The organism is Mycobacterium sp., from assembly GCF_036490025.1.
Lineage (GTDB): Bacteria > Actinomycetota > Actinomycetes > Mycobacteriales > Mycobacteriaceae > Mycobacterium.
Window position 1 is genome coordinate 24,699 of sequence record NZ_DASXEP010000168.1, and the last position, 23,699, is coordinate 48,397.

General features: G+C 63.9%; 19 protein-coding genes and 2 pseudogenes. 12 read left to right on the forward strand and 9 right to left on the reverse strand.

Annotated elements, in window-relative coordinates; genetic code table 11:
- The first annotated feature begins 43 nt into the window (after window positions 1-43).
- The 4 genes from VGG53_RS19420 (at window position 44) to VGG53_RS19435 (ending at window position 7,435) form a co-directional block, all read left to right on the forward strand.
- On the forward strand, window positions 44-934 hold the full coding sequence (locus VGG53_RS19420) for a LysR family transcriptional regulator (RefSeq protein ID WP_331519712.1): 891 nt from the start codon (window positions 44-46) through the stop codon (window positions 932-934).
- Window positions 935-1,571: 637 nt separating this feature from the next.
- Window positions 1,572-4,721 (forward strand): adenylate/guanylate cyclase domain-containing protein, encoded by a 3,150-nt coding sequence (locus VGG53_RS19425; protein ID WP_331519714.1) that lies wholly within the window; start codon window positions 1,572-1,574, stop codon window positions 4,719-4,721.
- Between the two features lie 191 nt (window positions 4,722-4,912).
- A complete protein-coding gene (locus VGG53_RS19430) occupies window positions 4,913-5,659 on the forward strand; it encodes an MBL fold metallo-hydrolase (protein WP_331519715.1) in 747 nt (248 codons plus the stop codon).
- A gap of 231 nt (window positions 5,660-5,890) precedes the next feature.
- Window positions 5,891-7,435: an LCP family protein gene (locus VGG53_RS19435; protein WP_414689007.1), complete on the forward strand. Its 1,545-nt coding sequence runs from the start codon at window positions 5,891-5,893 to the stop codon at window positions 7,433-7,435.
- Here VGG53_RS19435 and VGG53_RS19440 read toward each other — a convergent pair.
- The 4 genes from VGG53_RS19440 to VGG53_RS19455 are packed head-to-tail and all read right to left on the reverse strand — an operon-like array spanning window position 7,428 to window position 11,563.
- Complete coding sequence (locus tag VGG53_RS19440; RefSeq protein ID WP_331519716.1) at window positions 7,428-8,315, reverse strand: alpha/beta fold hydrolase; 888 nt, start codon at window positions 8,313-8,315, stop codon at window positions 7,428-7,430. The two genes, VGG53_RS19435 and VGG53_RS19440, sit on opposite strands and share 8 nt — an antisense overlap.
- Before the next feature lie 10 nt (window positions 8,316-8,325).
- Window positions 8,326-9,117 (reverse strand): SDR family NAD(P)-dependent oxidoreductase, encoded by a 792-nt coding sequence (locus VGG53_RS19445; RefSeq protein WP_331519717.1) that lies wholly within the window; start codon window positions 9,115-9,117, stop codon window positions 8,326-8,328.
- 18 nt (window positions 9,118-9,135) lie between these two features.
- Window positions 9,136-9,912, reverse strand: a complete 777-nt coding sequence (locus VGG53_RS19450; protein ID WP_331519718.1) for an SDR family oxidoreductase — start codon at window positions 9,910-9,912, stop codon at window positions 9,136-9,138.
- Window positions 9,902-11,563, reverse strand: a complete 1,662-nt coding sequence (locus tag VGG53_RS19455) for an NAD(P)/FAD-dependent oxidoreductase (RefSeq protein WP_331519719.1) — start codon at window positions 11,561-11,563, stop codon at window positions 9,902-9,904. Before VGG53_RS19455 ends, VGG53_RS19450 begins: the two co-directional genes overlap by 11 nt.
- A 176-nt stretch (window positions 11,564-11,739) precedes the next feature.
- Here VGG53_RS19455 and VGG53_RS19460 point away from each other — a divergent pair, with 176 nt between their 5' ends.
- The 6 genes and pseudogenes from VGG53_RS19460 to VGG53_RS19485 form a co-directional block, all read left to right on the forward strand.
- Complete coding sequence (locus VGG53_RS19460; RefSeq protein ID WP_331519720.1) at window positions 11,740-12,924, forward strand: acyl-CoA dehydrogenase family protein; 1,185 nt, start codon at window positions 11,740-11,742, stop codon at window positions 12,922-12,924.
- Window positions 12,925-12,933: 9 nt separating this feature from the next.
- The gene (bphC, locus tag VGG53_RS19465; protein WP_331519721.1) at window positions 12,934-13,842 is read left to right on the forward strand and encodes a biphenyl-2,3-diol 1,2-dioxygenase; all 909 of its coding nucleotides are present in this window, start codon (window positions 12,934-12,936) and stop codon (window positions 13,840-13,842) included.
- Window positions 13,839-15,305, forward strand: coding sequence for an FAD-dependent oxidoreductase (locus VGG53_RS19470; protein ID WP_331519722.1), 1,467 nt, complete (start codon window positions 13,839-13,841; stop codon window positions 15,303-15,305). The genes bphC and VGG53_RS19470 overlap by 4 nt, the downstream gene beginning before the upstream one ends.
- A 131-nt stretch (window positions 15,306-15,436) precedes the next feature.
- On the forward strand, window positions 15,437-16,288 hold the full coding sequence (locus VGG53_RS19475; protein WP_331519723.1) for an IclR family transcriptional regulator: 852 nt from the start codon (window positions 15,437-15,439) through the stop codon (window positions 16,286-16,288).
- On the forward strand, window positions 16,285-17,241 hold the full coding sequence (locus VGG53_RS19480; protein WP_331519724.1) for an alpha/beta hydrolase: 957 nt from the start codon (window positions 16,285-16,287) through the stop codon (window positions 17,239-17,241). Before VGG53_RS19475 ends, VGG53_RS19480 begins: the two co-directional genes overlap by 4 nt.
- Window positions 17,234-17,434, forward strand: a pseudogene (locus VGG53_RS19485) (hypothetical protein); the annotation flags it as partial. The gene VGG53_RS19480 and the pseudogene VGG53_RS19485, both read left to right, overlap by 8 nt.
- 1 nt (window position 17,435) lies before the next feature.
- Here the strand turns inward: VGG53_RS19485 and VGG53_RS19490 are convergent.
- Window positions 17,436-17,588 (reverse strand): annotated as a pseudogene (locus VGG53_RS19490) (3-ketosteroid-9-alpha-hydroxylase); the annotation flags it as partial.
- A gap of 100 nt (window positions 17,589-17,688) precedes the next feature.
- Between VGG53_RS19490 and VGG53_RS19495 the strand changes: the two are divergent.
- Window positions 17,689-19,392, forward strand: a complete 1,704-nt coding sequence (locus tag VGG53_RS19495; RefSeq protein WP_331519725.1) for a 3-ketosteroid-delta-1-dehydrogenase — start codon at window positions 17,689-17,691, stop codon at window positions 19,390-19,392.
- Here VGG53_RS19495 and VGG53_RS19500 read toward each other — a convergent pair whose 3' ends face one another.
- Window positions 19,393-20,055, reverse strand: coding sequence for a PadR family transcriptional regulator (locus tag VGG53_RS19500; RefSeq protein WP_331519726.1), 663 nt, complete (start codon window positions 20,053-20,055; stop codon window positions 19,393-19,395).
- Window positions 20,056-20,180: 125 nt separating this feature from the next.
- Between VGG53_RS19500 and VGG53_RS19505 the strand changes: the two genes are divergently transcribed.
- Entirely contained in the window at window positions 20,181-20,783 is a 603-nt protein-coding gene (locus VGG53_RS19505) for a PaaI family thioesterase (protein WP_331519727.1), read from the forward strand.
- Between the two features lie 3 nt (window positions 20,784-20,786).
- On the opposite strand, the gene VGG53_RS19510 is transcribed toward VGG53_RS19505, so the two are convergent.
- The 3 genes from VGG53_RS19510 to VGG53_RS19520 all read right to left on the reverse strand — a co-directional run.
- Window positions 20,787-22,061, reverse strand: coding sequence for an amidohydrolase family protein (locus VGG53_RS19510; RefSeq protein WP_331519728.1), 1,275 nt, complete (start codon window positions 22,059-22,061; stop codon window positions 20,787-20,789).
- 97 nt (window positions 22,062-22,158) lie between these two features.
- Window positions 22,159-22,992: an SDR family oxidoreductase gene (locus tag VGG53_RS19515; RefSeq protein WP_331519729.1), complete on the reverse strand. Its 834-nt coding sequence runs from the start codon at window positions 22,990-22,992 to the stop codon at window positions 22,159-22,161.
- 93 nt (window positions 22,993-23,085) lie between these two features.
- The coding region (locus tag VGG53_RS19520) for an enoyl-CoA hydratase (protein WP_331519730.1) at window positions 23,086-23,699 on the reverse strand (614 nt) is incomplete at its 5' end.

Below are 23,699 nucleotides of genomic sequence, written 5' to 3' on the forward strand. Positions count from 1 at the left end.
TTGCGGTGTTTAGCGTGCCAACCCTCACTGCATTGCAGGCGGAATGACAACGTTACGAGCGCTCGAGTGTCTGGTGGCGCTTGTCGAGCACGGCTCGATGAGTGCGGCGGCGACCTCGCTGTATATGTCGCAGCCGGCGCTGTCGCACCAGATCGCCGCTCTAGAAAAGGAATTGGGAGTTCCGGTGGTCGAGCGGCAATGGCGGGGGGTACGCGTTACCGTGGCCGGGCGTGCTGTTGCTGAGGAGGCCCGGGTGGCGCTGCGTGCAGCTGAAAAGGCAGTGCAAATCGGCAGGCGGGTCGGTAGCGGCGGCGCAGGTCGACTGCGTATCTCCTGCGTGGAGACGATGACCGCGTGGCTATTGGTCCCGGTGTTGCGGCAGTGGCGGTCTCGTCGGCCCGACGTACATCTGGATTTGTCGGAGTTCACCAGTGCTGACGCCATGGTTGAGATTCTGGCCTCGGGGGGCAGTGATGTTGCCGTGGGTCCTCGGCCGACTCGAACCGAGGCGCACGTGGAAGTTTTCGGGCAGCAAGAGATGGTGGTCGTGGCTCCTGCTGGGCATCGGTTCGCCGAGCTGGCGGCGGTGCCGGTGCGGGCGTTGGCTGATGAGACATTCGTGCACTACGACCCCGTTAACGGGATGGCGACCTGGGTCGACCAGTTGGCCGCGCACCACAATATTGTCTTAAACTCGGTGCTACGCACACGAAGTCCCAGCACAGCAGCCCAGCTCGCTGCCGCCGGAATGGGCGTGACGATCGTGCCCGTATCGGCGCTGGTACCACGTCCCACGGGAGTGATACGTCGGCTGGGCCCGACGGTCAAGGTCGACGTTATCGCGATGGTGGCCGCGCCCGCCGACACCCTGGTCCAGGCCTTCATAGCCGACTTGCATCGCCACGGATTACCGAACTCGCTGTGGGAGCAGTGATCTCGTGCTTCAGATCTGGCGCCGTTGGCCAAAATGCAACCACTGTCAGCTCTCACAACCAAAAACGGCGGCCGGCCACGCTGTAAAGGGCCGGCGGCTTTGCGGCAGACCGCGAAAATGCTATCGGCTTTCTCTGGGCCCGATAGCGTAGCCGCTGTGGATGGCGGCGAACGTGCCGAACGGCCTATACCTGTATGCAAAGTTCGGCGCCAACAGATAGAAGGCACGAATACCTGTCGGCGAATATGTGCAGGCAGGAGTTAAATGACTGTTATATCAGCGTATTTCGCGGTCGTCAGCGACTGGCCACGCGGACCAGATTTACTGAATGGCAGGTAACGTGTTGGCATGCAGGAAATAAGTCGCAATCGCTACGCGCGCCGCCCCTTTTACCGCCAGTGGTCGCGCCTATCAACGGCGTGTTGGCCGAAATGAGCGTGCAAGTGCGTTCTGTTAGTCCATCTAGGGTACGCGGTCTAGCCGAATTGTGAAACTTCCTCTGGAGGTTGTGCAGAAGGCAATCGCCTGTAGCAGGAGATGTTTCGGTGCATAAGTTCCGAGATGTTTCGCGCGCGACCTGCGCAGGCAGTCAGCGCGACGGGATCCGTTCCAAGCGCATGGGTTGAAAGGAGCAAAGGTGCTGCCATCCGGAACGGTCACATTGTTGCTCGCTGATATCGAAAGGTCGACGCAACTGTGGGAGACACAGGCTGACGAGATGACCGTGGCCATCACCCGGCTGGACCAGGCCCTGACGGAATTGGTTGTTACCCATGGTGGGTCGCGACCGGTCGAGCAAGGTGAGGGCGATAGTTTCGTGCTGGCGTTCACAAGTGCCAGTGACGCGGTGACATGTGCGCTGGACTTACAGCACAGACCGTTGGCGCCGATCCGATTGCGTGTCGGTTTACATACCGGACAGGTGCAGCTACGCGACCACGACAACTACGTCGGTCCGACGATCAATAAGGCGGCGCGCCTGCGTGATCTCGCCTACGGCGGCCAGACGGTCCTCTCCAGCACTACCGAGATGCTCGTCGCAGATTTTCTTCCGCCCGGCACATGGCTGATCGATCTGGGCCGCCACGAACTACGCGGTATGTCCCGCATGGAGCGTGTAGTCCAGCTCTGTCATCGCGAACTCCACAACGAGTTCCCCCCCTTGCAAACAGCCAAATCAGCTGACGCAGGGAGTCTCCCAGTGCACCTCACCAGTTTTGTGGGTCACCGCACAGAGATTGACGAAATTCGCCAGATTGTTGCCGTCAATCGGTTGGTCACGCTGACCGGCGCTGGCGGCGTGGGCAAGACCCGATTCGCTATAGAAGTCGCGCATCGGCTGGAAGCGGAGTTCACTGGCCACGTTTCGTTTGTTGATCTTGCGCCGATTACCGCACCCGATCTGGTTCCGGTGGCGGTGGGACGAGCACTTGGTTTGCCCGACCAGCCGGGCCGCTGTATGTCCGATGCGATCGGACGATTCGTGGGGGACCGATGGATGGCTGTCGTGCTCGACAATTGCGAGCATGTCCTAGACGCGTGTGCCAACTTGATAACGGGTCTGTTGGGCGCGTGTCCGCGGTTGAGGTTACTGGCGACGAGCCGGGAGCCGATTTCGGTGGCCGGTGAGATCACTTGGAGGATTCCGTCGTTGTCGCTGGAGGATGAAGCGCTCGATTTGTTCGCCGATCGTGCATGTCGGGCACGACCGGATTTCAGGATGACCGACGAGAATGTCGCTGTCATCAAGGAGATTTGCCGTCGTCTTGACGGCATGCCGTTAGCCATTGAATTGGCGGCGGCCCGGGTCCGCGCGTTCTCGCTCGATGAGATCGTCGGCAGTCTGCACGACCGATTCCGGTTGTTGACTGGCGGTTCCCGCACGGCGATGCGCCGTCAACAGACCTTACGTGCTTCGGTGGATTGGTCGCATGCCTTGCTGACGGTGCCCGAACGAGTTTTGTTTCGCAGACTTGCGGTGTTTATGGGGGGGTTTGACTTACGCGCTGCGGAGGCAGTGGCCGCGGGCAGTGATGTCGAGCGCTACCAGGTCCTTGATCAACTCGCGTTGCTCGTAGACAAGTCGCTTGTCGTTGCCGAAAACAACGGCACGCGCACGAGATACCGATTGCTTGAGACGGTGCGCCAGTACGCGTTGGAGAAACTCGACCAATTCGGTGAGGCGGACACGTTCCGATCGCGCCACCGGGACTACTACGCAGCGATGGCCACTTCGCTCGACGAGTCAAGCGAACTGTCCCAGCGGATCGCGCAGGCGGAAAACGAGAACGCCAACCTGCGCGCCGCATTCGTTTGGAGCCGTGAAAATTCCGATACTGCTGCCGCGTTGCAGTTGGCATCGTCATTGCAACCGCTGTGGCTGGCTCGGGGACACATTGTTGAAGGCCTAACCTGGCTCGAGTCTGTACTCAGCGACGACAAGGCGCGAAGTGCCGCACCCGCGATATGGGCGCGTGCTTTCGCGGCCAAAGGAACGCTGCTGGGCTGGATCGGCATACCGGGCAGCATCGATGATGCCGATCATGCACTGGCCATTGCCCACGACATCGGTGACAAGGCCCTGCTGGCTCGAGTTTTGATCGCGCGCGGTAGCGCCAGTCTGAATGAGAGCGATTCGGCCAAGACCTTTTTGGCTGAGGCGGCCAGCATCGCCCGCGAAATAGGCGATCAACGGATGCTTAGCCATACGCTTGTTCGGTTGGCCAGTACGGCGGTGATAGCCGGTGACCCAGGTGGGTCCACGACGGCAGCAGCCACTGAAGCACTTCGTGCTGCCGACGCGATAGGTCATCGATTCCTTTCTCGTCAGTGCCGGTGGGTCCTGGGGTGGGTGAGCACGTCGCGCGGCGACCTGGCCGAAGCGCTTGCCGGGCTCCGCACAATAGCTGACGAGGCGGCCGCCGAACATGACGTGATAATCCTGGTGTCTGCCCTCGTCATGGAGGCCCACGTACGGGCGTATCAGGGCGACGGAAGCAGCGCTCGTGCATCAGCCGATGCGGCAGTGCGAATCTGCATGAATCTCGCCGAATCCTACGAGGCTGTCTGTCATGGGGCAGTCGTGGTCGCATGCTTGGCCGATGGCGATGCCATGTCGGCATTGCGGGCCAGTGACATCATTCAGCGACGCATCCAAGATGCCCCGGCGATGTCAGGGTGTTTTGTATGGTCGGCGTTGGCGCCGTTAGCATTCGGCGATCTCGCCACGGCGCGGCGTTGGGCCGAGGAGGCTGTGTCATTGTCTAAAGGTTGGTATGCGGCGGCTGCGCTTTGTATTCGTGCTCGGGTTGAGATAGCACACGGCGATGTTGACCGAGCCGAGCGCGACACTCAGAAAGCTTTGGCCATCGCCGCCGGTACCCGTGGATATGTTGTCGTTCCTTATCTTCTGGAGTGTATGGCTGATTTAGCCAATGCCGCCGGACGTCAACGCGAAGCTGTGATGCTCCTGGGCGCGGCGGACGCCGCTTGGAAACGCATGGACTCGGTTAGATTCAAAATTCTCGATGCAGATCACCTGCACTTCGTAGCGCAGCTGCGAGATATATTGGGTGTTAACGCGTTTGAGGAAGCATGGACGAACGGCACGGGGTTGTCGACCGCGGAAGCCATCGCCTACGCTCAGCATAGAAGCGGCGAGCGCTCAGGCTTGTTCACTGGTTCCGCCGTCAGACCCTGCGCCGCCAATTTGCTCCCAAACGCTCTCATGGCGGTGGAAACCGAGCTTGGCACAAGCCGAAGCGGGAGAAGACCAGAGCCATCGTGACTGAGGACGTTGTCGTTGCAGCGTTGGTGCGCTGTACCGATCATGTGTTCCAGAGTGCCGAAGTTCACTCCGTCGCTGGACAACAATCCCAGGAACTGTCGTCCAGGCCGTCGGCGTTCCGCTGCAAGGAGTTAGGCGCGCCGAGGCAATCATTGGCGTAGCCGGGCCAACCCGACGTAGGTTCGTCCATCATGCGGATGACGGTCCTCGGTAGCGGCGGATGGATTCCCACCAGCTCACGGCAAACGAGCTGTTATTTGATCACCGCCGGCACCGAAGCGTTAATGCTCGATGCCGGAACCGGTTTCGGTGCACTGCATGTCGACCCATCCCTACTCGACGGTGTCGAGACAGTGACTGTGGCGCTCAGCCACTTTCACCTCGACCATGTGACCGGTCTCGGGTTCGTCAGCGCGCGTGCGCTGGGCGGTAGGGAACTCACGATCGCCGGGCCGGGCTCGATGGCGTACGGCCGGCCCACCCGTTCGATCGTGGAACAGCAACTTCTCGCCGTCCCGTTCCAGACGGCGTCGCCGCTGGCATCGGCGCGCTGGGCCGAGCTGGGCTGGGACGCGTTGAGCTTCGCCGGCCACGAGATCCAGACGTGGGAGCAGACCCGCCATCCCCTGCCGTCGGCCGGATTCCGCATCGGCGATCGGCTGGCCTATTGCACCGACACCGAGTTCGACCCGCAGACCATCCGGCACGTGGCGGGCGTGACGACGTTGCTGCATGAAGCGTGGGAACCCGCCCACGCCGAGCGCGGCCACACTTCCGGCGAAGAGGCCGGCACCATCTCCGTGGAGGCCGGTGTGTCACGCCTGCTGATCACCCATAACCATCCCCTGCCCGGCGTACCGGAGCTCACCTTGGCGGCCGCCCAGGCCCGGTTCGCCACTGCGGTTTCGGCCACCGACGGGTCCGTTCTCGAGCTGTAGCGGCACGATTCGGCCACAATCGCCGTCTCGCGAAAAAGGCGCACGGCTAGGCATCGCCGCTGGTAGAGGCCGTTTCGACCGATCCGTCGCGTCGTTCTTGTTAGCTGGCTCACAGCACCGTCCTCAGCAAGCTGCCGCATACTGGACGGCAAGCACTAACCGTTGCCCGCGCAAATCCCCATCCCGGGTCAGGCGCGGACCCCAAATACAACCGAGATTGTGGTGGGAGACCTGCAGCGATCCAGCCCTAAGCACCGCCATCGTGGGTCGTCGACGACAGCGCGGCGCCGCACGCTGGTGCATGCCTGCTGGACGTTGGTGGCGCTGGTCGCGGTGCTGGCGACCGGGTCGGGGTGGTGGATGGCTCACGGCGTGCTGGGCGGAATCACCGTCTCGCAGGCGCTGAGCTCCGAGGACCCGAAGTCCAGCGGTGGCGGTATGAACATCCTGCTGATCGGACTCGACTCGCGGAAAGACCAGAACGGCGACGACCTGCCCTGGAACCTGCTGAAGCACCTGCACGCCGGCGACTCCGATGACGGCGGCTACAACACCAACACCTTGATCCTTGCCCATGTCGGCGCAGACGACCGGGTGTCGGCGTTCTCCATCCCCCGCGACGACTGGGTGTCGTTCAACGGCGTACCCGGCTACAACCACATCAAGATCAAAGAGGCCTACGGGCTCACCAAGCAGTACGTCGAGCAGAAAATGATCAACAAGGGCGTGAGCGACCAGAAAGAGCTGGAGACCAAGGGCCGCGAGGCCGCCCGCGCCGCGACATTGAAGGCAGTGCGAAAGCTGACCGGGGTGCCGATCGACTACTTCGCCGAAGTCAACCTGGCCGGCTTCTACGACCTGGCTAAAAGCCTGGGCGGCATCGAAGTGTGCTTGAAGCACGCCGTATACGACTCCTACTCCGGCGCCGATTTCTCCACGGGACGCCAAACCCTGGATGCCGAGCAGGCGCTCGCATTCGTCCGGCAACGCCACGGCCTCGAAAACGGCGACCTGGACCGTACCCACCGCCAGCAGGCCTTCCTCTCGGCTGTGATGCACCAACTCCAGGACGCCGGAACATTCACCGACTTGGGCAAGCTCAAGAGCTTGATGGCGGTGGCGCGCAAGGACATTGTGCTGTCGGCGGGTTGGGACGAGGAGCAGTTCCGCCGGATGGGCGCGCTTGCCGGCGGCTCAATCGAATACCGCACCCTGCCCGTCCTGCGCTACGACAACATCAACGGTCAAGACGTCAACATCGTCGATCCGGCGGCGATCAAGGCCGAAGTCGCAGCCGCCTTCGGAACCTCGTCGATGACCACCACCACGGCTACCGCAGACCTACCCAACCCTGCGACGGTCGTCGACGTGGTGAACGCGAGCAGCGTCGGTGGCCTCGCCACCAAGGTCGCGCGCACGCTGAAGCACGACGGTTACACCACCGGTTCGATCCGCGATCGGGTTCGAGGTGAACCAACCTCCACCACAATCGAATACGCGCCCGGTGCCGACGCCGACGCACACGAAGTGGCCAGCCTGCTGGGCATCGACACACCCGACAAGCCGAATCGCAAGCTGCAATTCGGGCACATTCAGGTTGTCGTCGACGACAGCTTCTCGGTACCCGCCCAGGATGAATCCAGCACTGAATCCACTACGCCGTCAACCGGTTACGGCAGCTACGGCTATCAATCAAGCAAGACCACTGACACCACTGAACCGGCCCCCGATCAGGGTGCGCCGATCGGCGGTGGCGGCGTACCCTGCGTCAACTGATCTCCCCGGCTTCCTTACGCAGCAAGAACGCCAGCGCGGCGCTCTCGAACGCCTCTTTCGCCTCGATCATCGTCCAGTGGCCGCAGTTCGGGAACACATGCAGTTCGGCGTGGGGGATGGTGCGCATCGGAATCAGTGCCATATCCAGCGGACTGACCCGGTCGTCGCGGCCCCAGGTGATCAGCGTGGGCGCCTGCACCCGGTGCATCACCGCCCACGGTTGTGGACCTTTGGATGATTCCATGGCTGTCATCATCTGCGCGAACGCATCCTTGCCGTACATCCGCCGTGCCCCCGCCAACGTCTCCGGATCGGTGGCGTGATTCCACCGTTCCTCGATGAGCTCCTCGGTCACAGTGGCCGGATCGTAGACCATCGAATGCAACCACCGGATCAGTCGCTCCCGAGTGGGTTCCTCGGTGAACTCTTGTAGCAGCCGAATACCCTCCGCCGGACCGGGAGTCAGGATATTGCGGCCGATACCGCCGATGGTCACCAACCGGTGCACCCGTTCGGGGTGAGCGATCGCGAAGTTGAGCGCGACACCACCGCCCATCGAATTGCCAATGATATCGACGGTGTTCAGACCCAACGCATCCACGAAGCGCACCACCGCATCCAGTGCGGTGATCATCGGATGGCCACCGAAATCGTCACTGACCCCGAATCCGGGGAACTCCAGGACCAGACAGCGGAAGAACTCGGCGAACGTGCCGAGCACGCCGCGAAAGTTGCGCCATCCCGTTACCCCCGGGCCGGAACCGTGCAGTAGCAGGAGTGGAGGCCCCGAGCCGACCGGACCCGCTTCGTGGTAGCGCAGAATGCCTGCATCGGTGGGGATTTCACGAAGCGTGCTTTCGTACGTGAAGTCGGTCGTCATGGGCGCCGCGTCACGCGTGTGTTCCGCCGTCGACCCGGATCTCGGTGCCGGTGATGAACGCACCGTCGTCGGACACCAGCATGGCGATGACGCCGGCGACCGCCGACGGATCACCCATTCCGGCACCGCTGGATTCCAGCGTGGTCGGCATGATCGGCATCAGCCTGGTGAAAAGACCCCAGTCGGCATCCTGCGGAATGTATCCGGCTGTGGCGTCGGTGATTCCGGACTTGATGCTTCCGGGCGCCACACACACCGCCCGCAGGCCTCTACTCGCATACTCGAGTGCCAGCGCGTGGGTGAAGGACTGAACGCCACCTTTGCTCGCCGCGTAGGCCGCCATATACGGGTGCGCGAATGACGCCGATGTCGAGCTGAAGTTCACGATTGCACTGCGCGGGTTCTGCAGCAGGCTCGGCAGCGCTTCTCGCACCACCAGAAAGGTGCCGGTCAGGTTGACCCCGATGATCTGGTTCCACTGGCCCAAGGCCATCTGGTCGGTGTGCGCAGCACGCAGAATCCCGGCGGCGTTCACTACCGAATCCAGACCGCCCAAGGTGTCGATCGCCGAACGCACCCCGTCGCCCACCGAACGCTCGTCGGCGATGTTCATCTCCAACGTGGTCAGACGCTCACCGACGCCGGTCGTTTCAGCTTTGATGCGGGTCTTACTCAGTCCGTCGGCGGCGACGTCGGCGGCGACGACGGTGGCACCCTCGTCCAGCAGTCGCAGCGCGGTCGCCTGGCCGATACCCGATGCTGCGCCGGTCACCAGGATCCGGTTGCCTGCAAGTCGCTTCATCTGTGCTCCCGTCTGGTTTTATTCGCCTATAACGTATTTCAGGGTCGGCCCCGCGGTCCACCCTCCGTCGACGGCGATCTCGGCGCCGTTGACGTAGCCGGCGTCGTCCGACAGCAGATAGCCGACCGCGCCGGCGATCTCCTCGGGCACCGCGATACGACCCATCGGGGTGTTGGGATAGTTGCCCTCGCCGACCTGGACGCCGACATCGACCGTCATCGGGGTGTAGGTCATGCCCGGGTGCACCGAGTTGACCCGGATCCGCTCGGGGCCCAACTCGACGGCGGCGATCTTCGACAGCCCTCGCACTCCCCATTTCGAGGCCCCATAGCCCGCGGTGAACGCCAAGCCGAACAGGCCCGCGGCAGAAGAGATGTTGACGATCGACCCGCCGCCTGCCGAGCGCATCGGCCCGATCACCGCCTGCAGACCGTTGAACACCCCAATCAGGTTCACCTCCACGACCATCCGGAAGTGCGCGAGTGGTTCGTGCTCGAGGAACTGCCCGGTCGGCACGCCGGCGTTGTTCACCAATCCGTTCAGCGAGCCAAACTCGTCGAGGGTGAATTGCACTGCCGCCGACCACTGCTGAGGATCGGTGACGTCGAGATGGGTGTACCGCGCTTGCGGACCGAGCTCGCCGACCAATTTCCTGCCCTCGTCATCAAGCAGATCAGCGAGCACCACACTGCCGCCGCGGGCCAGTATGTGCCGCGCGAATGCCGCGCCGAGACCGCCGGCGCCACCGGTGATCAGGACAACTTTTCCGGCTAGCTGGCCTGAATTACCCTGCATCGCAATCACTTTCTGCTGCGATCGAATCGTCGCGCGCTTTCACCAGACGAAATCCTTTGTATTCAGCGTTCGCGACCTCAGCGCAAATATCGTTATAGACGCCGAAACCCCCGACGAACAGCATGAAAACCCTTGGCTTGCCGGGGACGTTGGCACCCAAGTACCACGAGTTGGCCTTGGTGAAAAGTGTTGAGTCTGCCCGGCGAATGCACTCGGCGACCCAGTCGTCCACTGCGCTCGAACTGGCCTCGATCGTGGCGTACCCATGATCGTCGAGGTAACTGATGCAATCGGCAATCCAGTTCACATGCGCCTCGGCGTGCAGAACCATGTTGGCCAGGACCGCCGGTGCACCGGGGCCGGAAACGATGAACAGGTTAGGAAACCCATCGACCCCCAACCCTAGATAGGTGCGTGGCCCGTCCTTCCAGTTGTCGCGCAGGACTTGACCGCCGCGTCCGACGATGTCGATCTTGGCCAGCGTTCCGGTCATGGCGTCGAAGCCGGTAGCGAGCACGATCATGTCCACGTCGTAATGCGCCTCGATCGTGTTGATCCCATGGGCATCGATCGACTCGATCGGAGTCTTCCGCACGCTTATCAGGCTCACACTGGGCTTGTTGAATGTCTGAAAGTAGTTGGTGTCGGAACAAATTCGCTTGGTGCCGATAGGATGGTCAGTGGGGATCAGCAGATCGGCAACCTCAGGATCATTGATGATCGCACGAACCTTGTCCTCGTAGAACCTCTTGGCTTCCTCGTTGGCGGCCGGGTCGCTCATTTGATCCGGGAAAGTTTTGCTGAACAGCACTCCGCCTAACTGCCAACGCTTTTCGAATGCCGCTTGACGCTCTTCGGGTGTGACCTCCATCGTCATTTTGGTTGTGCCGATGTAGGGGGAACCCCCGCCACTGCGCCAGGACAGTCTTCGGCGCTCGTGGTAGGTCGCCTTGATTTCGGCGGCCTGCTCAACGGTCAGCGGCTCGTTACGGGCTGGAACGCTGTAGTTGGGAGTGCGTTGGAACACGAAAAGTTCAGCGGCCTGCTCCGCGACAACCGGCACGGTCTGGATGCCGGAGGATCCGGTGCCGATGACGGCCACCCGCTTTCCGGTGAAATCGACAAGGTGATGTGGCCAGTGACCGGTGTGGTAGACCTCGCCCTCGAAGGCATCGAGTCCCGGGAAGTTCGGGATCATCGCTGCCGACAGCGCACCCGTGGCCATCAGGCAGAAACGGGCGGTCACGACTTCGCCCGTGTCGGTCGTGGCGGTCCAGTGCAGCGTCTCCTCGTCGAAAACCAGCGAGATCACCCTGGAGTTGAGCCGGATGTCGCGACGCAGGTCGAACCGGTCAGCGACGTGGTTGATGTACCGGAGTATCTCGTCCTGCGTCGCATACTTCTCGGTCCAGGTCCATTCCTGTTGCAACTCCTCGGAGAACGAGTAGCAGTAGTCAACGCTTTCGACGTCGCATCGTGCGCCGGGGTAACGGTTGTAATACCAGGTGCCCCCAACGTCGGAGGCCGCTTCGAATACGCACACCGAACGTCCCTGGGACCGCAGCTCGTGCAGCGCGTACAGCCCCGCGAACCCGGCTCCGATGACCACTGCATCGACGGCGGGTCTCGAAACATCGGGAGTATCGCTCACACCATCGCAAGCTACGCGCAAGCCGCTGAGCGCGGTGCGCGTTTCCCGGTCAACGGACGCCGGCTCCTTCACACCCAGTTTCGGCGGCATTTTCGTCCGCTCACCGGGATCGCCTTCAGGTTCGGCACCCACTGCGGTAGACCATTACCAGGCCCCCACACCGAAGGACGATGAATATGACCGAGCGGGTACTCGACCAGGTAGTAGCCATGGCCGACCAGTTGCGCGACCAGGCCGCCGAGGCCGAGAAAATCGGCCGGCTCACCGACGACACCGTCAAGCTGATGAAGTCAGCCGGACTGATCCGGCTGTTGCAGACGAAGAATTACCAAGGGTTTGAGGTTCATCCGCGCGAGTTCGCCGAGACGGTGATGGCGACGGCGGCACTCGATCCGGCCGCCGGCTGGATTGTCGGGGTGGTGGGCGTGCACCCATATCAACTGGCCTATGCCGATCCCAAGGTGACAGCGGAGGTCTGGGCCGACGACGTCGATACCTGGATGGCGTCCCCGTATGCGCCGCAGGGCGTGGCCAAACCGGTTGACGGCGGCTACATCTTCAACGGGCGCTGGCAGTTCAGCTCGGGCACCGACCATTGCGACTGGATCATCCTGGGCGCGATGCTCGGCGATGACAAGGGTATACCGTTGATGCCGCCACAGATGCTGCACATGATCTTGCCGCGCAAGGATTACCAGATCGTCGAGGACTCGTGGAATGTGGTGGGGCTGCGGGGAACTGGCTCCAAGGACGTGATCGTCAAGGACGCGTTCGTTCCGACCTATCGGACCATGGACGCGACCAAGGTGATGGACGGGACCGCTCAGCGCGAGGCGCGCATGACCGAGCCGCTGTATCTGATGCCGTGGTCGACGATGTTCCCGTTAGGTATTTCCGCGGCGACCATCGGTATCGCGGAGGGAGCGCTGGCCGCGCACCTGGATTATCAGCGGGCACGCGTCGGGGCCACCGGAACCGCGATCAAGGACGACCCCTACGTCATGTACGCCATCGGCGAGGCCGCAGCCGACATCAACGCCGCCCGCCAGGAGTTGCTGGCCAACGCCGACCGCATTTTTGACATGGTCGCGGCGGGCAAGGAGGTGTCTTTCGCCGACCGGGCAGCGGGCCGCCGCACCCAGGTTCGAGCGGTATGGCGCGCGGTGTCGGCGGTCGACGACATCTTCGCCCGCTCAGGCGGCAACGCGGCGCGGATGGACAAACCTCTGCAGCGATATTGGCGTGATGTGCACGTCGGCCAAATGCACGCCATCCATGTGCCCGGCACCACCTACCACGCAGCAGCGTTGAGCTCGGTCGGCATCGATCCGCCCGACGGTCCGCTGCGGGCTTTGATCTAGGAGGCCAACGTGAGTGACCTGAAAAGCATTGGCTACGTCACGATTTCGACCAATGACATCGAACGCTGGCGGCAGTTCGCCTTTGGTGTTCTGGGCTTCGCGGAAGGCAAGGGACCCGACCCGTCAGCGCTGTACCTGCGGATGGACGAACGTGCAGCCCGGCTCATCGTGGTGGCGGGTGAGACCGACCGGGTGCTCACCGTCGGCTGGGAAGTGCGCGACCACCCGGCACTGCAGCGGGTCAAAGCAGCGCTCGACGGTGCCGGCACGCCGTTCAAGCAACTGTCCACCGACGAGGCCGAGGCCCGCCGGGTGGAAGAGGTGATCACGTTCGAGGACCCGGCCGGCACCACAATCGAGGTATTCCACGGTGCGGTGCTGGACCACAGTCCGGTGATCACCCCGTTCGGCGCGAGATTCGTCACCGGCGATCAGGGACTGGGCCATGTCGTGGTACCGGCCACCGACGCTGACGGGCTGTTCGACTTTTACACCGAGGTATTGGGTTTCCGCTCCCGCGGCGCATTTCGGGTGCCGTTGCCCAAAGAGTTCGGCCCGGTGCGGGTTCGCTTCCTCGGCGTCAACGAACGACATCACAGCCTGGCGATCGTCCCCGCCGCGCACCAGCGTGACCCACGACTGGTCCACATCATGGTCGAGGTCGACACTCTCGACGCGGTGGGTCAGGCACTTGACCGGGTGAACGCCGAGGGCTTCCAGTTGTCGTCCACCCTGGGGCGCCACACCAATGACAAGATGGTGTCGTTCTATGTCCGCGCGCCCGGCGACTGGGACATCGAATTCGGCACCGATGGCATGCGAGTCGACGAAACCTATTACACCGCAGAGGAAATCACTGCAGACAGCTACTGGGGCCACCAGTGGGTCGGTGAGATGCCTGCGGCGATGCGGCCGTGAGCGCCGACTTCGACGTCACGCCGGTCCCGGCCGCCACGGTGAGCTCATGGGACGACGAGGCCGACGTCGTCATCGCCGGGTACGGCATCGCGGGTGCCGCCGCGGCGGTCGAAGCCGGCCGCGGCGGCGCCGACGTCCTGGTCGTCGAACGCACCGGGTCCTGGGGCGGGGCAGCCGCGATGGCCGGTGGCTTCATCTACCTCGGTGGCGGCACCGCGCTGCAAAAGGCCTGCGGCTTCACCGATTCCGTCGACAACATGGCGGCGTTCCTCACCGTCGCGATGGGACCGGGCGCCGACGAGAAGCGGATCGCGGACTACTGCGCGGGCAGCGTGGCCCATTTCGACTGGCTCGTCGGGTGCGGGGTTCCGTTCAAAGCGGAGTTCTTCTCCGAGCCCGGCTGGGAGCCGATGGGCGACCAGGGCCTGATGTACAGCGGCGGGGAGAACTCCTACCCCTTCAATACGATCGCCACCCCGGCTCCGCGCGGCCATGTCCCGCAGATGTCCAACAAGAAGCAGGGCGAAGCCAGCGCCGGCTACATGCTGATGAAGCCACTCGTCGAGACGGCGACGGCGGCGGGCGTGCGGGCGCTTTACGACGTGCGGGTCGGCAGCCTGATCGTCGAGGCCGACGGCAGGGTGGCCGGTATCCGCGCCCGCCGCTACGGCAGCGAGCTGGCCATCCGGGCACGCAAGGGCGTAATGCTGGCCATGGGCAGCTTCGCCTACAACGAGGCGATGGTGGCGCAGTACGCGCCTCGCATCGCCGGACGCCCGGCCGCCTCGGTCGAGCAGCACGACGGCCGCGGGATCCAGATGGCGCAGGCGCTGGGTGCCGATCTGGCCCACATGGACGCGACCGAAGTCGCGATCTTCATCGACCCCCAACAACTAGTGCGCGGCATCCTGGTCAACGCGCGCGGTCAACGCTATGTCGCCGAGGACACCTATCCGGGCCGGGTCGGGCAGCTCACGCTGTACCACCAAGACAACACCGCCTACCTGATCATCGACGGCGACGCACAGGACGAGGCGATGGCCTCGTTGTCACCGCAACTCATGCTGCGCCCGCCGACGTGGGTGGCCGACAGCGTCGCCGACCTGGAGCAGGACATCGGGCTGCCGCCCGGTTCGTTGCAGGCGACGGTGTCCGCCTACAACGACGGCGCGGCGCGCGGCGAAGATCCGCTGCTGCACAAGAAGCCGCAGTGGTGCAAGCCGATCGGATCCCCGGTCGGCGCAATCGATCTGCGCGAGAGCACCGGCGGCTTCACCTTGGGCGGGCTGTGTACCACGCTGGATGGCGAGGTGCTGCACGTCAACGGCGAGCCCATCCCGGGGCTGTTCGCCGCGGGCCGGTCCACCGCCGGGCTGGCCGCGTGGGGCTACGCCAGCGGCATCTCGCTGGGCGACGGCAGCTTCTACGGTCGCCGTGCCGGCCGATCAGCAAGCAAAGGCTGAACAGCGCTAATACCCGCTCGTACCCGCTCGCCAAATTTTGCGCGCCTAGTGACAGCGGTCACACGACTGTGCTACAACAACACTATGACTACTAGTCATATGCCATTCAGCTATAGAGGGTTGGAGATCCGATGTCACAGACCGTTGACAGCGTCGAGACCGTTGAGCCAGCCACCCCCAGCGCTGTCATCGACCGAATCTCCCTGGTCCTCGACGCATTCGAGGGACCGGGACGGCTGACATTGGCCCAGATCGTCCGCCGCACCGGGCTGCCCCGCTCATCGGCGCATCGGATGCTCGAGCGCCTGGTCCAATTGCGCTGGCTGCGCCGCAGCGGCCGCGACTATGAGCTCGGCATGCGCTTGGTCGAGTTGGGTTCATTGGCGGTGCACCAAGACCGCCTAGTGCGCGCCGCGAGCCCGCTGCTGAGCGAATTACACTGCGCCACTGGACTTGTCGTACACCTTGCGGTACTGGACGGAGCCGACGTCGTCTACCTCGACAAGATCGGCGACCGGATGATGTCTGCAATACCCAGCCGCGTCGGCGGTCGGCAGCCCGCGCACTGCACTGCCGCGGGCAAAGCGATCCTGGCCTACTGCGACGATGAAGCCGCAGTAGATCTGGCGGCCCGCAAGACGAAGTACTCAATTTCCAGCAGCGGCCAACTTGCAGTCGAACTGGCCAAGGTTCGGGCCCACGGCATTGCGTTCGAGCGCGAAGAGTCGCTGCTCGGATTCGGTTGTGTGGCCGCGCCTATCGGAAGCCCCGGCGAAGCCGTGGCGGCCGTCTCGGTATGCGGTCCGATGAATCGACTGATGTTCGATCAGCGGCTGGCCGCTCCGGTGCGGATGACCGCAATGGGTATCTGGCGCAACGTCGAAGGCGGCCCGCAGCGGGTGGCACCGACCCTGCAGCCGCTGCGACCACTGCTGCCCCGACACCCGGCACCCGGTTCGCGGCGGGCCTTGCAGTACGCGTGAACCTCGATCCACAGATCGCGCCGCTGATCGAGGGGCTGGACGCCGGTTTCCCACCCGTCTACACCATGACGGGTGCGCAAGCCAGGGCGACCATCCGCTCGCGATTAGTGCCGCCGGCGCAACCCGAGCCTGTTGCCGAGGTCCGGGACGAGATCATTCCCGGACCCCGGGGCAATATCCCGGTTCGGATCTACCGGCCCGATCGGCCCGGGGCGCTACCGGTCCTGGTATACGCACACGGCGGCGGCTTCGTGTTCTGTGACCTGGACAGCCATGACGGGCTGTGTCGCGACTTCGCCAACCGCCTTGCCGCGGTTGTGGTCTCAGTCGACTACCGGCTTGCTCCGGAAAACCCTTGGCCCACAGCTGCTTACGACTTTGCCGCAGCCGCCCACTGGGCCTCCGACAACGCGGACGCCATTGGCGGCGATGCCCGTCGCCTCGCGGTGGGTGGCGACAGCGCGGGGGGAAACCTGGCCGCGGTCGCTGCGGTGATGTCACGCGATCGCGGCGGCCCCCCGATCGCGGCTCAGCTGCTGATCTACCCGGTGATCGCGGCCGACTTCGACAACGACTCCTATCGCCTGTTCGGCAAGGGCTTCTACAACCCGAAGCCGGCGCTGCAATGGTATTGGGACCAGTATGTGCCGGCGCCCGACGATCGAGAACATCCGTACGCCTCACCTCTGAGAGCCGACCTGGTAGGACTGCCGCCAGCGATTGTCGTTGTCGCCGGCCACGATCCACTGCGTGACGAATGCCTCGCCTACGCCGACGCGCTCGAGGCGGCGGGCGTGGTCACGGTGCGATGCCGCTTCGACGGGGGCATTCACGGATTCATGACGATGCCAACGCTCGACATTGCGCAAGAGGCCAGACGACAGGTGTGCCTGGAGTTGGGTCAGCAGCTTCGTCAAGGTCTCGGCGGCGACCTACGGTCGGTCCATGGCTGACGGTCGGATATTCGTTATCGACAGGGTGGTCACCAAGCCCGGTTGCGCCCGGACGTTCATCAGCACCTACCTTGCCGAATACGCGCCGGGTGCCCGCTCCCGCGGCATGACGTTGTGCGACGTCCTGGTCAGTCCGCCGATCTGGTCGGAGGCTCAATCCAATGCCGTCACCATCACCTGGAGCCTGCCCAGCCCACAATTTTCTGCCCGAATGCGTTGACGGCGTGTGGCTTCCCGTCGCCGAAAGCCGCTGTCGGGCCCAGGCAGTGCCAGCCGCGAGCGAATTGTGCCGGGGCTGCCGCGGCTTCTATCTCCCGGATGTCGTCGGTGTTCGATTGAAACGTCATCTCGCTGTTCTACAACCGCTGCCACCGTGAAGGCGACGACCGTCCCGCTGGCGGGGAGAAAGCGATCACGGTGCCCGCTGCCCGGCCTAGTGTCAGGTCTGTGACGACTGCTCAACCAGCCACGATCCCCGCCGGCATACCGGTGCACGACACGGTGGTCGACCTTCTGGTCGTGGGTTCGGGCACCGGCATGGCTGCAGCCTTGGCCGCAGATGAACTCGGATTGACGGTGCTGATCGTGGAGAAGTCGTCCTATGTGGGCGGCTCGACCGCGCGCTCGGGCGGCGCGCTGTGGTTGCCTGCGAGCCCGATCCTCGAGCGAAAGTGCGCCGGAGACACTGTCGAGCGCGCCGAAACCTACCTACGGTCTGTGGTGGGCGGCAGCGCGCCGGCCAACCGGTCCAGTGCCTACCTGCGGAACGTCACCGGGACCGTCGAGATGCTGCGGCGCACCACCCCGATCCGATTGGCATGGGCCAAGGACTATTCCGACTACCACCCCGAGGAGCCGGGCGGGACCGCCGCCGGCCGTACCTGCGAGTGCCGGCCGCTGAACTCCGCGATCCTCGGTCAGTATCGGACCCGGCTGCGGCCCGGTGTGATGGAGGTCAAGATCCCCATGCCGACCACCACCGCCGACTATCGGTGGATGAACCTGATGGCCCGGGTTCCGTGGCGGGGCTTACCGACCATCGCCAAACGCCTCGGCCAAGGAGTGGGCGGACTGCTGATCGGCCGGCGCTATGTCGCGGGCGGGCAGGCACTGGCCGCGGGACTCTTCGCTGGTGTGGTGCGCGCGGGTGTCCCGATCTGGACCGACACTGCGCTGCAACGCTTGGTCACCGACGGCGGGCGGGTCACCGGTGCAGTCGTCAGACACGACGGGCGCGAAATCAGCGTAACCGCGCGGCGGGGCGTGGTGTTGGCCGCCGGCGGGTTCGATCACAGCATGGCCATGCGGTGGAAATTCCAGTCCGAGTCTCTTGGCGAACACCAGAGCCTCGGAGCCGAGACCAACACCGGCGACGCGATTCACGTCGCCCAAGCCCTCGGTGCCGCCATCGATCTGATGGACCAGGCGTGGTGGTTCCCGGCCGTGGCGGCGCCGCCCGGAGCGGCGCCGTCGGTGCTGTTGGCGGAGCGCTCCCTGCCGGGTTCACTGATCGTCGACCAGCACGGCGCCCGATTCGCCAATGAGGCAATGGATTACATGTCTTTCGGACAGCTCGTGCTGGAACGGGAACGGTCCGGAAATCCAGTCGAGTCCATGTGGATCATCTTCGACCAGCAATACCGCAACAGCTATGTCTTTGCCGGCGAACTGTTTCCGAGGATGCCGATTCCACAACCGTGGTACGAAAACGGGATTGCGCATCGGTCAGATGATCTGGCTGAACTCGCCGGTAAGGTCGGCGTCCCCCGAGCAGAGTTGGCGGCTACCATGGCGCGGTTCAACGAGATGTCGCGCGCAGGACGTGATTCGGACTTCGCCCGCGGCAGCAGCGCCTACGACCGCTACTACGGTGATCCCACTATCAAGCCGAACCCGAACCTACGCGCCCTGGACAAGCCGCCGTTTTATGCGGTGAAGATGGTGCTCAGCGACCTGGGTACCTGCGGTGGTTTGCGTGCCGACGACCGCGCTCGGGTGCTGCGCGAAGACGGCAGCGCCATCGGCGGTTTGTACGCGATCGGTAACACCGCGGTCAATGCGTTCGGAACCACGTATCCCGGTGCGGGCGCGACCATAGCCCAAGGGCTGGTGTACGGCTATATCGCCGCCCGTGATGCCGCACGCGGCTGATCAGTCCGGTTCCTCGGCGTCGGCCTTCTTTTCGATTTCGTACCAGAATTCCGGTGTGGGCCAAGGGATCTTGGCAGGACCGCTCTTTGGCTGCCGAGAGAAAGCGGCTTCCGCCTCGTCAAGCTCTTTGATCATTTTCAGGGCGAGTTCGCGCTCGTTGGCGTAATACCGCTCCGCCCACTGCAATGCGACACGGGCATATGCCCACGACGGGTCGGCGCCGGCCCACCGCGCGTCCTTGGCCGCCCTGCGATGCATCTCGTCGGCAAATGCCACGTGTTCTTGCAGCACTTCCTTCAGCCTTCCCGGATGGGTGAGGTGTCCCAATGTCACCCGCAACAGTGGGCCATGCTTGAGCGTTGGGGGCTCGACCGGCGCCTCATTTGCCCACTGGGTCGCCGCATCCAGCCCGTCGTCAGTAATTTTGTACAGCCTGCGATTGCGCGTGCCGCCGGTGTTCTCGACCCGCGATGTCACCAAGCCCAGCTTCTCCAGCTTCTTGAGCTCGGAGTAGATCTGGCTGTAGGCCGGGCTGCCGAAGTAAAAGCGCATGCTCCAGTCGATCCACTTGCGGATGTCGTAACCCGAAAGCTCGTGCTCGTATGACAGCATGCCCAGCAGCGCCCAGCTGGTCGCCCCAAGGTTCGGCTTGCTGCCTTCCATGAACGTCAGGCTAACAACCCGGCGCGGTGGTCTTTCGGTAACTGACCGCTGGCCGGGAGACGGCATTGCATAGGACCCCAGCCGCGACGGACGCTGTGGTTCGACGCGACTGTGACGGAGGTGCCATGGCCGGCGACGGCGAACTGGCAAAGCTGGAGTCGGTATATCGGCCGCTGGCCGAATCGGTGCGCCGCCTCATCGATGTGACCATCAGAACGCAAGTCGATGCGGCGACCCTCACTGCAGCCACAAAGAAGATCGACTGTGCCACTGAGGAATTGAGCGCAGCGCTGATACCGGACTCGTTCGGCGTGCGACAAACCGGCGATGGTCACCCGATGGCATGGGGCAACGTGGTCATCGGTCTACGCAATCCAGTCGCCCCGCCGCTGTCGATCAACCACGGAGCCGACGGCTTGGTGTGGGGCGAATTCACCCTCGGCGCGCCCTACGAAGGTCCGCCCGGCCATGTGCACGGCGGGGTGTGCGCGATGGTGCTCGCCCAGGTCCTGGGCGCGACCGCGCACATGCCGGGAAAGCCCGCTTACACCGGCACTCTCCGCGTCCGCTTTCTCCGGGGCACGCCGCTGGGCCCGCTACGCGCAGAGGCGCGCGTCGACCGCGTGGAGGGGGTCAAGACCTTCGCTGTCGGTCATCTCACCGATGCGCAGGGCACCACCGTCCAAGCTGACGGGGTGTTCTTCACCCCGGGGCAGAACCAGCTCTGACAGCTAGGCGCGGGCTGGAGCCAGACGCTTCAGCGCCAACCCACCTTCGAACGGCCGATAGGCAAAAGCTGCCGGAGCGAGATAGCCGGTGTCCTCCAGCGGGGTGTGCACCTCGGCGACCGTCGGGCCGATCTTGGCGGCAATGGGCGCCAGCGCATCGAGATCGAACCGGTACAACCGGCCCGCATTGCCGCCCAAGATCTTTCGGCACCTCTCCTCGGATTGGTCATGTAGAGCCCAACGGATGGCCAGCTTGGAGTGGGGTGTGAAACCCTCCTCATGCGGATAGTCACTGCCCCACATGATGTGATCGGCCCCCATGAAATCGATCATCGCGGATTCATAGGGCGTCAGCTCGCTGGCCAAATAGCAGTTCCGCTGCGCGTATTCACTCGGAGTCAACGTCAACGAGTCGACAGACGATCCGCCGAACATTCCGTAGGTGCGGTTGCCGGCCTCCGATTTCATGGTCGGCACCATGGCGTCGAGCACTGCCAGTTGCGGTTGCACCCACAAGGTGCCCTGTTCGGTCGGCACGAACCGCAACTCCGGGTACCGCTCGAACACACCGGCGAGAATCAGGTGACCCAGCGTGCGCTGGGCCCACAGCGCCATTTCGGTGACCAGCACCGCGTTGGACGCCGGCTGGTCCATCGGCATCTCGGGGCTACCGGCCCCGGCATGCTGCACCACCGTCAGGTCCAATTCCGTACACAGCGCCCAGATCGGTTCGTAGCAAGTATGAAAGAGGGGGGCGACCTGCGGATCGCCTGGCGAGACAGGCGGGAGGAGCACGCCCCCGAAACAGTCCTGATCAGCCCCCCAGCGAATCTCCTGCAAGGCCAACTGCACATCGTTGGGAAAGACCTGAATCAATCCGCGGCGACGGGCCGGGGCCAGTGAACAGAAATCGACCTGCCAGCGGTTGTGGGCCTGAACGCCGGCCCAACGCTTCTCGAACTCGTCGCGAGTCCTGGGCAGGCTGATCGTGATGTTGGGAGTGGTCGGAAAGAATGGCGGAACGGTGTTGGGCAGCAACACTTCCGCGGCCACCCCGTCAGCATCCATCTCTGCAATCCGGAGCTTGCTGTCCCAATTCCGATTGGCGGTAGCGATTATCAGGTCATCGAAAGGGCTGACGTAGGTCTTGGCCCATGCATCGAACTTATCGTGCAGACGCCCCGGCAGATACGCCCGGTAGTCGTAGAGGTCCGCTCCGGCGTGAGTGTCCGTTGAGATGACGACGTAGCGATCAATCGCGTCCCAGGTTGTAGGCATCGCTTCCTCCGTCGTTGTCGCTATACCAGGCTAGCTTTCCGAATGAGGCGGCGATATCCCCATCTCACTGAGCGGACCATCGGCATGCCCCACGCGGTCAGACGACTCCGCGCAGACCGTCGGCGCCGAACACCGGCTCGAGCATCGCGGTGAAGTCCGGGCCGCGTCGCAGCAGATGCCCGCCGTCGACGTTGATCACCTGGCCGGTGACCCAGCCCGAAGCGTCGCTGAGCAAGAACATCGCCATGTTGGCGATGTCCTCGGCCTCACCGACCCGCGGCAGCGGAGTGCAGATCCGGTAGTCCTCGGACAGTTCGGGCGAGTCGGTGATCGGGGCGACCATGTCGGTGCCGATCAGGCCCGGACGGATGCTGTTGACCCGCACCCAGGACGGGCCGAGTTCGTCGGCGGCCAACATCATCAGGTGGTCCAGACCTGCTTTGGTGACGCCGTAGGCGCCGAACCATCGGTGGGTGTTACTGGAAGCGATCGACGAGATGCCGATGAACGACCCGCCTCCCCCGCGCACCATTTCGCGGGCGCAGTGCTTGAGCACGTACATGCTGCCGTTGATGTTCAGGTCGACCGTGCGTCGCCATGCTTCCGAGTCGATCTGGGTGATCGGCCCGATGGTCTGCGACCCGCCGGCACAGTGCACCGCGCCGTGCAATCGGCCGTGCCATGCCGTCGCGGCGTCGACGGCGCGCGCGACCTCGTCCTCATCGGTCACGTCGGCCGGCTCATATCGGATCTCGCCGCCGGCGGCCTTGACCGGCTCGATCTCCTCGACTGCCGCCGCCAGCCGGTCGGCGTTACGGCCGATGATCATCACCGAGGCCCCCGCGGCGACCAGGCCGGCGGCCACCCCCTTGCCGATCCCACTGCCACCGCCAGTGACCAGGTAAGTCCGGTCTTCGAACGAAAGCTGCATGCCAACTCCTCACTCTCGGCCAGCGGCCCGAGCAGACGCAGAATCGCACGCGAGAGGCCCTCGCGACGTGATTCTGCGTCTGCTCGGCCTCGGTTAGGGAGTATCCCGGCGGGCGATCTTCGTCGGCTTGGCGTTGCGCCAGTCCTCGACGTCGGGTGGCAGGCCGATGGGATACCGATTCTCGTTGTGCGCGGCCCAGTGCGCGTGACCCAGCTCGTGGATGTGGAACGCGTGGCGTAACGCCTCGGTGAAACCCATCGCATCCGATGCGGCGTTGACCGAGTCCTTGATCAGCAGTGCCGCCATGGTGGGCCGCTCGGCGATGCGCCGGGCGAACTCCAAGGTCTTGTCCGCCAGCTCGTCGGCCGGGAAGACCTTGGAGACCATGCCAAGGCGATAGGCCTCATCGGCGTCCAGCGAATCACCGGTCAGCAGAAGCTCTTTGGCTTTACGCGGGCCGAATTCCCAAGGGTGAGCGTAATATTCGACGCCGGGCATGCCCATCCGGACGCCCACCACGTCGCTGAATTTCGCGTTGTCCGCCGCGACGATCAGGTCACACGCCCAGATCAGCATCAGGCCGGCCGAAATCGCGTTGCCCTGCACTTGCGCGATCGTGATCTTGCGTAGATCGCGCCAACGGCAGGTGTTCTGGAAGAAGTAGTGCCACTCCTGCAGATAGGTCTTCTCCGCGACGGCATCGCGGT